This is a genomic window from Sphaerisporangium album (assembly GCF_003323745.1).
GTDB classification, from domain to species: domain Bacteria; phylum Actinomycetota; class Actinomycetes; order Streptosporangiales; family Streptosporangiaceae; genus Sphaerisporangium; species Sphaerisporangium album.
Genome location: NZ_QOIL01000003.1, coordinates 474,084 through 487,901, shown reverse-complemented (window position 1 = coordinate 487,901; position 13,818 = coordinate 474,084). Strand labels below are relative to the sequence as shown.

General features: G+C 70.2%; 9 protein-coding genes. 5 read left to right on the top strand and 4 right to left on the bottom strand.

Going from position 1 to position 13,818, the window contains the following annotated elements:
- Nucleotides 1-8 precede the first annotated feature (8 nt).
- The 4 genes from DQ384_RS07315 to DQ384_RS07300 are packed head-to-tail and all read right to left on the bottom strand — an operon-like array spanning nucleotide 9 to nucleotide 5,725.
- Nucleotides 9-458 carry a hypothetical protein gene (locus DQ384_RS07315; protein ID WP_114027916.1) on the bottom strand — a complete coding sequence of 150 codons (450 nt, stop codon included), beginning with the start codon at nucleotides 456-458 and terminating at the stop codon, nucleotides 9-11.
- A 47-nt stretch (nucleotides 459-505) separates the two neighbouring features.
- Nucleotides 506-1,936, bottom strand: coding sequence for a maltokinase N-terminal cap-like domain-containing protein (locus DQ384_RS07310; RefSeq protein WP_114027915.1), 1,431 nt, complete (start codon nucleotides 1,934-1,936; stop codon nucleotides 506-508).
- On the bottom strand, nucleotides 1,933-3,645 hold the full coding sequence (treS, locus tag DQ384_RS07305; RefSeq protein WP_114027914.1) for a maltose alpha-D-glucosyltransferase: 1,713 nt from the start codon (nucleotides 3,643-3,645) through the stop codon (nucleotides 1,933-1,935). Before treS ends, DQ384_RS07310 begins: the two co-directional genes overlap by 4 nt.
- Nucleotides 3,646-3,697: 52 nt before the next feature.
- Nucleotides 3,698-5,725, bottom strand: coding sequence for an alpha-1,4-glucan--maltose-1-phosphate maltosyltransferase (locus DQ384_RS07300; protein ID WP_114027913.1), 2,028 nt, complete (start codon nucleotides 5,723-5,725; stop codon nucleotides 3,698-3,700).
- Nucleotides 5,726-6,154: 429 nt separating this feature from the next.
- Here DQ384_RS07300 and glgP point away from each other — a divergent pair, with 429 nt between their 5' ends.
- The 5 genes from glgP (at nucleotide 6,155) to DQ384_RS07275 (ending at nucleotide 13,774) form a co-directional block, all read left to right on the top strand.
- Entirely contained in the window at nucleotides 6,155-8,755 is a 2,601-nt protein-coding gene (gene glgP, locus DQ384_RS07295) for an alpha-glucan family phosphorylase (RefSeq protein WP_114027912.1), read from the top strand.
- A 139-nt stretch (nucleotides 8,756-8,894) separates the two neighbouring features.
- The gene (locus tag DQ384_RS07290; RefSeq protein WP_114027911.1) at nucleotides 8,895-11,042 is read left to right on the top strand and encodes an amylo-alpha-1,6-glucosidase; all 2,148 of its coding nucleotides are present in this window, start codon (nucleotides 8,895-8,897) and stop codon (nucleotides 11,040-11,042) included.
- Between the two features lie 96 nt (nucleotides 11,043-11,138).
- Nucleotides 11,139-12,260, top strand: coding sequence for a glycosyltransferase family 4 protein (locus tag DQ384_RS07285; RefSeq protein WP_114027910.1), 1,122 nt, complete (start codon nucleotides 11,139-11,141; stop codon nucleotides 12,258-12,260).
- A gap of 77 nt (nucleotides 12,261-12,337) precedes the next feature.
- Complete coding sequence (locus DQ384_RS07280) at nucleotides 12,338-13,111, top strand: enoyl-CoA hydratase/isomerase family protein (RefSeq protein ID WP_114027909.1); 774 nt, start codon at nucleotides 12,338-12,340, stop codon at nucleotides 13,109-13,111.
- 264 nt (nucleotides 13,112-13,375) lie between these two features.
- Nucleotides 13,376-13,774, top strand: coding sequence for a hypothetical protein (locus tag DQ384_RS07275; protein ID WP_114028035.1), 399 nt, complete (start codon nucleotides 13,376-13,378; stop codon nucleotides 13,772-13,774).
- Nucleotides 13,775-13,818: the final 44 nt, after the last annotated feature.

The following is a 13,818-nucleotide window of genomic DNA, read 5'->3' as shown; positions in this document are numbered from 1 at the left end:
TGCATATCTCACCATTTCAGGACTCGGACGCCGCCGGTGGAAAGATCGACGATCACGCGCCCGACGTCCAGCCATCGGTGGCCCGGGAACTCGACGAAAAGCTGCAGGCAGCGATGGGCCTCGCAGCCGTGCCGCCGGAAGATCAGCGTGTGGACGCGCAGGTCCGCGGCCGACCGCAGCGGCCTGCCCGCCGCCCGGGCGTACGCCGTCCGCACCGTGCGGCCGAGCGCCGGATGCGCCAGCAGCACCTCGGTGGCCCGCGCCTCCTCCCAGGGCGCCGGGGCCGGGCGCATCGACGGGGAGGCCGCGGGCGGGGGGACACCGGGCGCCGTGGCCTCCTGCCCCGGGGCGCCGTAGGCCCCGGACGCCCGCCAGTCCGGCGCCTCCGCCAGGCACGCCGTCAGCGCGAGGGCCAGGGCGGCCCCCGTCCCCGCGACGGCGAGCCCCCTTCGCCGCATCCTCCCACCGCCTCACGCCTCGCATGAACGCGATTACGGATCGTAATCTACGCTGCGGCGTGGGTGAAGGCGGCGAGCGGGATGGGAAGCCACGCCGGACGGTTGCGCGCCTCGTAGACCACCTCGTACGCCGCCTTGCTCAGCTCCAGCGCCCGCAGCAGCACGGCGTCGTCGCCGTGGATCCTGCCGCCGCCCGCGGAGTACCCGGCGATGAACGCGGCGCGGTTGCGCGCCGCCCACTCGGCCGCGCACGGTTCGAGCGCCCCGGCGTCGGCGCGGCCGAACAGCAGGTGGCGGGCCGCGTACTCGAACGACCTGAGCATGCCGGCGACGTCCCTGAGGGGGGAGTCCAGGGCGCGGCGCTCGCTGAGGGGCTGCCCCGGCTCGCCCTCGAAGTCCAGCACGACCCACTCGTTGGGCGTGCGCATGACCTGGCCGAGGTGGTAGTCGCCGTGGACGCGCTGGACGGTGATCGGCCGTCCCATGTCGGACAGCCGGTCGAACGCCTCGTGCGCGGACCCGGCGTAGGCGGACAGCTTGGGCACCTCCGCGATGGCCGAGTCCAGGCGGCGCCTGAAGCCCTCGACCATCCGCTTGACCTCCGGCGCCTCGATCGTGCTGGTGGGGAAGGCGTCGGCCAGCTGGCGGTGCAGGTTGGCGGTGGCGATGCCGAGCCGGTGGGACTCGGCGGCGAAGTCGCCTCCCGCGTCGCAGCAGGGCGTGCCCGGCAGCGATCCGTACAGGTCGCGGACGCTGGTCAGGGCGAGCGACCAGCCGTCGCTGGCGGTCGGCAGGAACTCCTGGGTGAAGGCGAGCGTGGTGTTCTGCCCCGCGACGTCGGCCTCGATCCAGCCGTAGGGGCGGGCGATGTTGCGCGAGCCGCGCCGGGCGAGGGCGGAGACGACCTCCACCTCGGGGTTGACCCCGGGGATCAGCTTGCGGAACAGCTTGCAGATGTAGGCGTCGCCGAACACCAGCGAGGTGTTGGACTGCTCACCCCCGAGCACGAGGCTGCGCGCGGAGGTGTCGATCTCGGTGCCCGGCATGTGACGGAAGCGGAGCGGGCCGACGTCGGCGTCCCCGGCGATGGCCGAGAGCAGCACGCCCGTGACGTCGGCGTCGTGGACGGCGTCGTAGGCGTGGCCCTCGTCGGTGAGGCCTATCGCGACGTGCCGCAGGCGCTGGGGCAGCTCGGGGCGAAAGCCCACCAGAAGCTGATAGCGGTCGGTGGTGTCGCCCTGCCGGACGGTGATCACCACGTGTCGGACGGAAACCTGCCCGCGGGTCCGCGGCCTCGCCGCCGCGTCCGTGGTCCTGGAGGAACCCGCCACAGCGTTGTGGAGGATTTCTTCAGGATCACGGAGGGGCAGGGGGGTGGCGGATTCGACGGCGAGCTCGCTGATCGCGCGGCTCTTGCCGGCGAACCACCGTTGCCCGGTGATCCAGCCGGCAAGAAGCGCTTCGAGAGTATGTGTCACGTCTCCTCGGCTGCTGCGCTCGTTGGCGGAAGGGTGAACCAATAGAACCCATGCCCAGGAAGCGTCAAAAGATACGGAAGTTCCCCAATCGGGGGAAATGGAACCCCGCCCGTGCACTCCACCGGCGTGACCCCCTCGAACCTCCGTAGGTCCAGCTCCACGGGCTGCGGGAAGCGGGACAGGTTGTTGACGCACAGAACTCGATCGTCGCCGAGCTCGCGGACGAAGGCCAGAACGCTGGGGTTGGAAGAGTTGAGCTCCGTGAACTCGCCGAGACCGAAGACGGGGTGCCGCTTGCGGATCTCGATCATCTTCTTGGTGAAGTGCAGCAGCGAGCCGGAGTTCTTCTGCTGCGCCTCGACGTTGAGCGCCTGGTAGCCGTAGATCGGGTCCATGATCACGGGCAGGTAGAGGCGGCCCGGGTCGCAGTCGGAGAACCCGGCGTTGCGGTCGGGGGTCCACTGCATGGGCGTGCGGACGCCGTCGCGGTCGCCCAGCCAGATGTTGTCGCCCATGCCGATCTCGTCGCCGTAGTAGAGCACCGGGCTGCCCGGCAGGCTCATCAGCAGGGCGGTGAACAGCTCGATCTGGTTGCGGTCGTTCTCCAGCAGCGGCGCCAGGCGCCGGCGGATGCCGACGTTCGCCCGCATCCGCGGGTCCTTGGCGTACTCGGTGTACATGTAGTCGCGCTCTTCGTCGGTCACCATTTCGAGCGTCAGCTCGTCGTGGTTGCGCAGGAAGATGCCCCACTGGCAGTTCTCGGGGATCTTGGGCGTCTGGGCCATGATCTCGGAGATCGGATAGCGGGTCTCCCGGCGCACGGCCATGAAGATGCGCGGCATGAGCGGGAAGTGGAACGCCATGTGGCACTCGTCGCCGCCGGTGACCGGGTCGCCGAAGTACTCGACGACGTCGGCGGGCCACTGGTTGGCCTCGGCGAGCAGCACCCGGTCGGGGAAGAGGCGGTCGACCTCACGCCTGACCCGCTTGAGGTAGGCGTGGGTCGGGGCCAGGTTCTCGCAGTTGGTGCCCTCCTGCTCGAACAGGTACGGCACCGCGTCCAGGCGGAAGCCGTCGATGCCGAGGTCGAGCCAGAAGCGCAGCACCTCCAGCATGGCGTCCTGCACGGCCGGGTTCTCGTAGTTGAGGTCCGGCTGGTGGTGGAAGAACCTGTGCCAGTAGTACTGACCCCGCACCGGGTCGTAGGTCCAGTTGGACGCCTCGGTGTCGACGAAGATGATCCGGGCGTCGCTGTACGCCTCGTTGTCGTCCGACCAGACGTAGAAGTCCCCGAAGGGCCCCGTGGGGTCGTGGCGGGAGGCCTGGAACCACGGGTGCTGGTCGCTGGTGTGGTTCATGACGAGGTCGGCGATGACCCGCATGCCCCGCTTGTGCGCCTCATCGACGAGCTTGATGAAGTCTCCCAGATCCCCGAAGTCGGGAAGAATCTTCATGAAGTCGGAAATGTCGTATCCGCCGTCTTTGAGGGGGGATTCGTAGAGCGGCAGGAGCCACAGGCAATCGACGCCGAGCCACTGGAGATAATCCAGCTTGTTGATCAGACCCCGGATGTCTCCGGTGCCGTCTCCGTTGGAGTCCGCGAATCCGCGGATGAGGACCTCGTAGAAGACGGCACGCTTGTACCAACGCGGGTCGCGTGGTGTTTCGTGTGTGAAGGTGTTCGGGACGGGCTGAGGCGTCAAGCTCACCTGTGGACTCCCCGCTGTGCTTATGCGCGCATCCGCCGTCGCGGCCGGGCGCCTATGGCCGGCTCGCCGGCGTCGCTCGCAGTGTGAGGACGTGGGCTGGGTTGATATGTGGGTCGAGGCGTACGTAGTTGGCATGCCGCCAGTGGTACGACTCGCCCGTGAGCTCGTCGTCCACGATGAATTCCGCGCCCCAATCGAGGCCGAGGGCAGGCATGTCCAGCGTGACCGTCGCCTCGTGGGTGTTGTGCGGATCGAGGTTGACGACGACCAGGACCACATCGCCTATGCCGTGCCGTCGTGTGGACGGGTCAAAGGCGCCGGGCAGCCGCTTTGAGAAGCAGATCATATCCGGGTGGTCGACGTTGTGAAACCGTAGGTTACGCAGTTCCTGGACCGCCGGGTGCGCTCTTCTGAACAAATTGAGGGTTGTGAGGAAAGGCGCCAGGCTGCGGCCCTCGCGTTCGGCCGCAGCCCAATCGCGTGGTCTCAGCTCGTATTTCTCGCTGTTCAGATATTCCTCGCTGCCCGGACGTACCGGGGTGTTCTCCGCGAGCTCGTAGCCCGCGTAGACCCCCCAGGACGGCGACGCCAGCGCGGCGAGGACGGCCCTGATCTTGAAGGCCGGCATGCCCCCGGTCTGGAGGTATTCATGCAGGATATCCGGGGTGTTGACGAAGAGATTCGGCCGCAGGTAGTGCGACGTCTCGTGGGAGAGCTCGGAGAGGTACTCCTCCAGCTCCGGCTCGGTGGTCCTCCACGTGAAGTACGTGTAGGACTGGTGGAAGCCCACCTTGGCCAGGGCGCGCAGCATCGGGGGCCGGGTGAAGGCCTCGGACAGGAACACGACGTCCGGGTCGGTGGCGCGGATCTCGCCGAGCAGCCGCTCCCAGAACTCCACCGGCTTGGTGTGGGGGTTGTCGACGCGGAAGATGCGCACGCCGTGGTCCATCCAGTGACGGACGACGCGCAGCACCTCCGCGAAGATCCCCTCGGGGTCCTTGTCGAAGTTCAGGGGATAGATGTCCTGGTACTTCTTGGGAGGGTTCTCGGCGTAGGCGATCGTCCCGTCGGCCCTGACGGTGAACCACTCCGGGTGCTCCTTGACCCACGGGTGGTCGGGCGAGCACTGGAGCGCCAGGTCGAGCGCGACCTCCAGGCCCAGCTCGCCGGCCCGCCGGACGAACGCGTCGAAGTCCTCCAGCGTGCCCAGGTCGGGGTGGATCGCGTCGTGGCCGCCGTCCGCCGAGCCGATGGCCCAGGGCGAGCCGACGTCGTAGGGCTCGGGGTTGAGGGTGTTGTTGCGCCCCTTGCGGAAGGCGTCGCCGATGGGGTGGATGGGAGGCAGGTAAACGACGTCGAAGCCCATTCCCGCGACGGCCGGGAGCCGCTCGGCAGCAGTCCGGAAATTTCCGGACCTGGGGACGTTGCCCTCCTCGACGACCGCGCCCTCGGACCGGGGGAACAGCTCGTACCACGAGCCGAACAGCGCCCGGCGCCGGTCGACGTGGACGCGGTACCGCGGCCCGCGCGTCACCAGCTCGCGCAGCGGGTGGGCGGCCAGGGCGGCGGCGGTCTCGGGGAGCTGGGCGGACGCGAGCCGCGCGCGCGGGTCCAGATCCTCGTCCCGTAGCCGGTCCGCCACGGCCTGCAACACCGCGCGGTGGGCGCAGTCGTCACAGCCCGCCGCGCGCACGCCCTTGGCGGCCCGCTCGAAGACGCGGGCCCCCTCCTCGCACATCAGGTCGACGTCGATGCCCCGCGGGATCTTGATGCCCGCGTCGTGCAGCCACGTGGCGGCCGGGTCGCTCCATGCCTCAACCCGGTACTGCCACATGCCCTCCGTGGGAAGCGTCACCTCCACGGACCACCGGTCGGTGCCGGGCTCGCCTTCCCGCATCAGCAGGAGCGGACGTCGAGAGCCGTCCGGGGCGAACAGAACCACCCCGGCCGCCACCGCGTCGTGCCCCTCGCGGAACACCGTGGCGGCTATCTCGAAGGTCTCGCCCGCCGCGGATTTCGCGGGCCAGCGCCCGCAGTCGACGACTGGGTGAATGTCCTGTATTGGGATTCGTCCGATCATCGCGTCTCAAGGTAGCGGCGACGCACCGGGCGCCACCGGGAATTGTGAGGGCAAGGATTGATCTTTGCTTTCAGGTAGTTCCGGCCGGGAGCCGGGGTACGTGCGGGCACGGTCGGCACCGGTCAGGAGTGACCTGTGTCATCCCGGTGACCGGAGGTGTGAAGGTGAGGCTCTTACATGGGACTGCCCCCATAGTCCCTCCTCAAGCCTGCTGGGGGGAAGTTAGGGGTGCCCGGCGCGCCTCTTCTCCATCATGTTGCCGGTGTGCGCGACAGTCGTACATGATCGAGTTGTGATCACTGTGCCACGTCGGCTTTAGTGAGGTTTGAGCATGTTTGCTAGTGGTGAGAGCGAATCGCAAGAGATCTGGCAGACGCAAAGAGCGTTTCGGTCGCGCGTCGTGGCGCTGAGTAACTAGGGTCTGGCCCCGTGAGAGCAATCCGCAGATTCACCGTCCGTACCGTCCTTCCCGCCGAGCTGGCCGCCCTGGGCGAGCTGGTGCACAACCTGCGCTGGTCCTGGCACCCCGAGACCATGGACCTGTTCGCTGAGGTGGACCCGTACACCTGGGAACGGGTCGGCCATGATCCGGTTGCGCTCCTGGGAGCGGTGGAAGCCGACCGGCTGTCCGAGCTGGCACATGATCGCAGATTCCTCCGCAGGCTGGCGGACGCCGCCGACGACCTGCGCGAGTATATGACCGCCCCCCGCTGGTACCAGACTTTGCCGGACGCCCCCGCGGCCATCGGGTATTTCTCCCCCGAGTACGGCATCGCCGCCGCCCTCCCGCAGTACTCCGGGGGCCTCGGCATCCTCGCGGGCGACCATCTGAAGGCCGCGAGCGACCTCGGCGTGCCCATCCTCGGCGTCGGGCTGCTCTACCGGCACGGCTATTTCACGCAGTCCCTGTCGGCCGAGGGCTGGCAGCAGGAGCACTACCCGAGCCTGGACCCCGGCGGCCTCCCGCTGTCCCTGCTCAAGGAGGCGGACGGCGCGTCCGCCCGCGTCGCGATCCCGCTGCCGGGCGACCGCACGCTGCACGCCCAGATCTGGGTGGCCCAGGTCGGCCGCGTCCCGCTGCTCCTGCTCGACTCCGACGTCGCCGAGAACGACAACGCCGCCCGCGACGTCACCGACCGGCTCTACGGCGGCGGCACCGACCACCGCCTCATGCAGGAGCTGCTGCTCGGCATCGGCGGGGTGCGGGCGCTGCGCGCGTACTGCCGGATCACCGGGAACCCCGAGCCCGAGGTCTTCCACACCAACGAGGGCCACGCCGGCTTCCTCGGCCTGGAGCGCATCCGCGAGCTCACGGAGCACAGGCTCTCCTTCGACGAGGCGCTGGAGGCCGTGCGCGCCGGCACGGTGTTCACCACCCACACGCCGGTGCCCGCGGGCATCGACCGCTTCCCCGTCGAGATGATCGAGCGGCAGTTCGGCGGCGCCAACGCCTGGCCCACGGTGCCCGTGGAGCGCATCCTCGCGCTCGGCGACGAGCCCGGCACCCCCGAGACGCCGGGCGGCGCGGTCTTCAACATGGCGGTCATGGGCATGCGGCTCGCCCAGCGCGTCAACGGCGTCTCCGAGCTGCACGGCGAGGTCAGCCGCGAGATGTTCCAGGGGCTGTGGCCGGGCTTCGACCTGGACGACGTCCCGATCGGCTCGATCACCAACGGCGTGCACGCGCCCACCTGGGTGGGCCGCGAGGTGATGGAGCTGGCGGGCAAGGAGCTCCCCTCGCTGATCGAGAAGGCGCAGGGCTGGGAGGGCATCCAGAAGCTCTCCGACGAGGACATCTGGGGCATCCGCGGCAGGTTGCGCCGGCAGCTCGTCGAGGCGGCCCGTACGCGCCTGCGGGCCTCCTGGCGGGCCCGCGGCGCCTCCAGCGCCGAGCTGGGCTGGATCGACGAGGCCCTCGACCCCGACGTGCTGACGATCGGCTTCGCCCGGCGCGTGCCGTCCTACAAGCGGCTCACGCTGATGCTCAAGGAGCCCGAGCGGCTCAAGGAACTGCTGCTCGACCCCGAGCGCCCCGTCCAGATCGTCATCGCCGGCAAGGCCCACCCGGCCGACGAGGGCGGCAAGAAGCTGATCCAGCAGATCGTCCGGTTCGCCGACGGCGAGGACGTCCGGCACCGCATCGTCTTCCTGCCCGACTACGACATGAACCTCGGGCAGCTCATGGTGCAGGGCTGCGACGTGTGGATGAACAACCCGCTGCGTCCCCTGGAGGCCTGCGGGACCTCCGGCATGAAGGCCGCGCTCAACGGCGGTCTCAACCTGTCCATCAAGGACGGCTGGTGGGACGAGTGGTTCGACGGCGACAACGGGTGGGCCGTCCCGACGGCCGACGGCGTGGAGGACGCCGACCGCCGCGACGAGCTCGAGGCCTCCGCGCTGTACGACCTGATCGAGCGCGAGGTCGCCTCCCGCTTCTACGACCGCGCCGCCGACGGGTATCCGCGGCGCTGGCTGGAGATGGTCAAGCACACGCTCAGCTCGCTCGGCCCGAAGGTCCTGGCCGGGCGCATGCTGCGCGACTACGTCGTCGATCTTTACACCCCGGCGGCGGGGTCGGCGCGGGAGCTGTCCAAGGCCGACCACGTCCGGGCGCGTGAGTTCGCCGCCTGGAAGCTGCGGGTCACCCGCGCCTGGCCGGGTGTCCGCGTGGAGCATGTCGAGACCTCCGGCATCGGGGACACCCCCGAGCTCGGGGCGTCCATGGAGGTGCGCGCGACGATCGCGCTCGGCGAGCTGTCTCCGGACGACGTGAGCGTGCAGGCGGCGTACGGCAAGGTCGGGGGCCACGACGAGCTGATCAAGCCCTCGTACGTCACGCTGGCCGTGGAGGCGGTGGGTGACGACGGCAAGGCGACCTACACGGGCGTGGTCCCGCTGGACCGCACGGGGGCGTTCGGGTACACCGTCCGGGTCGTGCCGTTCCACACGCTGATGTCCTCCCCGGCCGAGCTCGGGCTGATCGCCTCGCCGGAGGAACCGGTGGGGATGACCAACGGCACCCTGCGCTGACGGCGGGCTCCGTCCCGGCTTCCGGGACGGAGCCCTCAAATCAGTCAAACAGGGACATCTATCTCGAATGTTTCGAGCGGGGACGGGGCAAGGCTCCCAGAGGTAGTGCGATCTCATCCGTGAGGGAGCGTGATCCTCGATGGACGGCTGGACGTTCGAGGGACAGCCGGGGGAGCTGGGGGACACCACGACCACGCTGGTCGAAGGCGGGTCGTTCTGCGTCTCCGAGCGCAACGGCGACATCCTGCCGGGCGGGGCCCAGGGCGTGTACTATGCCGACACCCGCCTGGTGTCCCGGTGGGAGCTGCGCGTCGACGACGCCCCCGTGGGCAGCCTGAAGGTCGTCCCGGGGGAGCCCTACCACTCGACGTTCCTCGGCCGCACCCCCGCACGTCCGGGCCGCGCCGACAGCACCATGCTCGTCATCCGCGACCGGTACGTCGGCGGGGGCGTCCGCGAGGACGTGATCCTGCGCAACCTCGCCGACGAGGCCGCGGGGTGCCTGGTGTCGCTCCTGGTCGCCTCCGACGTGGCCGACCTGTTCGAGGTCAAGGCGCACCGCATCCAGCACGTCGCCGACATCGAGACCCTCGTGGACCGCACCGGCCTCAGGATCGTCTCCGCCAGCCGCAGCCGGGGCGCCCGCGTGATCGCCGAGGCCGGGGAGTGCGAGTTCCACGCGATGCCCGGCCTGCTCACCTTCAGGATCGTCGTCGGCGCGCGCAGCGAGTGGCGGGTGACCCTCCAGGTGAATCCCATCCTGGACGGCGAGGAACTGCCCGCGTGGTTCTCCCCGCGCCACCCCGTCGAGCACGCCGAGCCCGCCATGCGCCTGGCCGAATGGGTGCGCGCCAGCCCGACGATCAGCAGCAGCAACGTCGCGCTCGCCCAGGCGCTCCGCAGGTCCAGGACCGACCTCGGCAGCCTGCGCCTGTTCGACACCGACCGCCCGGACACGCCGCCCACCATCGCCGCGGGCGCCCCCTGGTTCATGACGCTGTTCGGCCGCGACTCGCTGCTGACCTCGATGATGACGCTTCCGCTCGACCCGTCCCTGGCCCTCGGCACCCTGCACCGCCTGGCCGAGCTGCAGGGCACGAAGGTCAACCTGCTCACCGAGGAGGAGCCGGGCAAGATCCTGCACGAGCTGCGGTACGGGGTCGAGCCGGGCACGCCCCCTGGAGGCCGGCCCTACTACGGGTCGGTCGACTCCACCCCGCTGTTCGTCATGCTCCTCGGCGAGCTGCCCCGCTGGGGCCTGTCCGGCTCCGAGCTGCGCACCCTCCTGCCGCACGCCGACGCCGCGCTCGGCTGGATCGAGGACTACGGCCAGCGCGACGGGTTCCTGTCCTACCGGCGCAAGACCGACCGGGGCCTGATCAACCAGGGCTGGAAGGACTCCTTCGACGGCATCAACTACGCCGACGGCAACCTGGCCCACCCGCCGATCGCCCTCGCCGAGGCCCAGGGCTACACGTACGCGGCCTACCTCGCGCGGGCCTCCCTCGCCCGGCAGGCCGGGGACCCGCACACCGAGCGCCGCTGCGAGAAGCGGGCCGCCGTCCTGCGCGAGGCGTTCAACGCGCGGTTCTGGCTGCCCGAGCGCGAGTACTACGCCGTGGGCCTGGACGGGGAGGGGCGGCCGATCGACTCGGTGACGTCCAACATCGGCCACTGCCTGTGGACGGGCATCGTGGACGAGGACAAGGCGCCGCTGGTGGCCGAGCACCTGCTCTCGCCGCACATGTTCAGCGGCTACGGCGTGCGGACGCTCGCGGACGACATGGGCGCCTACAACCCGATGAGCTACCACAACGGGTCGGTGTGGCCGCACGACAACGCGCTGGTCATGTCCGGGCTGATGCGGTACGGCTTCGTGGGCGAGGCCCAGCGGATCGCCCAGGGCCTGCTCGACGCGGCGCACGCGGGCGAGGGAAGGCTCCCCGAGCTGTTCTGCGGCTTCGGCCGCGACGAGTTCCCGACGCCGATCCCGTACCCGACCTCGTGCGCCCCGCAGGCGTGGGCCGCCGCCTCGCCGCTGCAGATCGTCAGGACGCTCCTTCGGTTCGAGCCGTGGATCGAGGACGGCAAGCTGTGGATCAGTCCGGCCCTGCCGAAGGGGTTCGGCGTCCTCCAGATCTGCAACCTCCCCCTCGGCGAATGGCGGATCGTGGTGAAGGTCCAGGAAGGTGACGACCACGCCGGCGTCAGCGGGCTTCCCCCCACAGTCGAGCTGATCAACGACACTGTTCCGGCCACCGCCGTCTCCATGCCGGGCGTGGGCTGACCACGACCGTACGGAGGCCGGCGCGGGCTCGTGCACACGGGGGAAGGCGCGTCCGACATGACAGATATAGACACAGATACAGCGCATGTTGCCGACATGACGTCGATTGCCGCGACGATAGATTTCCCCGGACAACGCGCCCGGCGGGAGCCCGCCGACTCCGGGCGCCTGCGCATCGCCATGGTCGCGCCACCCTGGTCCGAGGTGCCCCCCATGGCGTACGGCGGCATCGAGGCGGTGCTGGCCGACCTCGTCGGCGGGCTCATGAAACTCGGCCACGAGGTCACGCTCATCGGGGCCGGCAGGCCCGGGACCAGGGCGCCCTTCCTGCGCACCTACCAGCGGGCGCCGTCCGAGCGCATCGGCGAGCCCATGCCCGAGGTACTGCACACCGCGCTGGCCTCCCGGATGCTCGCCACGCTCGACGTCGACCTCGTGCACGACCACACGCTCGCCGGCCCCCTCACGGCCGCGGGCAGGCCGGTCCCGACCGTGGTCACCTGCCACGGGACCGTCGACGGCGAGCTCGGCGAGTACTACCGTGCCCTCGGCGACCAGGTGTCGCTCGTGTCGATCTCCATGGCCCAGCGGACCTTCGCGCCCGACCTCAACTGGGTCGGGCAGGTCTACAACGCCGTGGACTCCACGACCTACCCCTTCAGCGAGCGCAAGGAGGACTGGGTGCTCTGGGTGGGCCGCTTCAACGGCGACAAGGGCGCCCACCTCGCCATCGACGCCGCCCGCGCCGCCGGGCGCAGGATCGTGCTCGCGGGCAAGCTGGTCGAGCCGTCCGAGCACGCCTACTTCGACGAGCACGTCCGCCCGAGGCTCGGCCCCGACGCCTGCTATGTGGGCGAGGCGGACCGCGCCCGCAAGCGCGAGCTGATGGCGGCGGCGCGCTGCCTGCTCTTCCCGATCACCTGGCACGAGCCGTTCGGCATGGTGATGATCGAGGCCATGGCCTGCGGGACGCCCGTCGTCGCCCTCGGGCGCGGGTCGGTGCCCGAGGTCGTCGTGGACGGGGTCACCGGCTTCGTCCGCGGCCTGCCGCACGAGCTGCCCGCCGCCGTCGAGGCCGCCGGAGCCCTCCGCCCGCGCGACAGCCGCTCGCACGTCGAGAGGGAGTTCGATGTCGTCCACATGGCCACCGGGTACGAGCGCGTCTACCGGGAGGCCGTCTCCTGGGCGCGCTCGGCACCGGTGGCCCGGAGACGGTGAGCCGGTGATCGGCCGCGCCCGTAAGGTGGTGGTGCCGCGCCGCCGGGGCGCGGCGCCGTACCACTGAGGAGGGCGTCATGGGAGAGTTCGTACGCGTCGAGTCCGGCGGCGGCATCGCGACGATCCGCCTGGACAGGCCGAAGATGAACGCCCTCAACGGCCAGATGCAGCAAGAGCTCGGCGCGTGCGCCCGCCAGGTGGACGCCGACCCGGACGTGCGCGCCGTCGTGATCTACGGCGGCGAGCGCGTGTTCGCCGCCGGGGTGGACATCAAGGAGATGGCCCACATGGGCTACGCCGAGATGTCCGCGCACTCCGGCGGCCTGCAGGCGTGCTTCACCGCCGTCGCGAAGATCGGCAAGCCCGTCGTCGCCGCGATCACCGGGTACGCGCTCGGCGGCGGCTGCGAGCTGGCCCTGTGCGCCGACTTCCGCGTCGCGGGCGCGGGCGCCAAGCTCGGGCAACCCGAGATCGCGCTCGGCATCATCCCCGGCGCCGGCGGCACCCAGCGCCTGCCCCGGCTGATCGGCCCCGCCCGGGCCAAGGACCTGATCTTCACCGGCCGCCACGTGGACGCCGCCGAGGCCCTCGCCATGGGCCTGGTCGACAAGGTCGTCCCCGACGCCGACGTCCACACCGAGGCCGTCGCCCTCGCCGAGCGCTTCGCCGCGGGCCCGCCCCTCGCCCTGCGCGCCGCCAAGCAGGCCATCGACCACGGCCTCGATGTGGACCTGGACACCGGCCTGGAAATCGAGCGCCTGCACTTCTCGGCCCTCTTCGCCACCGAGGACGCCCACACCGGCCTCACCGCCTTCACCCAGAAGACCAAGCCGGAGTTCACCGGCCGCTGACCGCCTGCCCACCGAGGCAGACGCCGGCAGGACCCGGAACATATCGGCCGACAACCTTGACCGGCTGCGAGGTACAGGGGAGCCAAGAGATCGGCCTGAAGCCGAGATCGGAAGATGGGCAACAGAACCGGCGCTGACGTTCCCACATCGCTGATGACAACTTGCGAGAACTGAGAACGACGAAAGACGCCGGTGGGACGGCTCGGAAGCTCACCGCCTTCGTCGGGTTCGGGTAGATCATGTTTTGCCGTTAGGGTGACCGTCATGGCGCGGTTTGTCATGAGGGTGTTGCTGCCCTTGCGGGTGCGGCGTGCCGTACTTCGGCGGTTCGATGGGCGGTACGTCACGCGGGCCGATCACCGGCAGGACGTCCGGGACGCCCTGTGGGAGGTGCAGGCGCTCAAGCGCGAGATCGTCGAGCTGCGCCGCGAGGTCGAGCTGCTGCGGCGGCGCATCGACAAGGGCACGGACAGGGGCGGCTCGCCCCATGCCGATCCCGCGCTGACCTCCAAGATCGAGGACGCGCACCGCCTGGCGGGCGAGACGGCCGCCGCCGTGGACCACCTGCTCCAGACGGACGTCCTGCTGTGGCAGGCCGTCGAACAACTCCGCGAGCAGACCACCGTCGCCGGCGCCGGCCCCTCCGAGAGATCCGGCTCGTGACCGTGGATCGGGCGGCTCGCGGGCGGGCTCATGTGCGCGGTGGC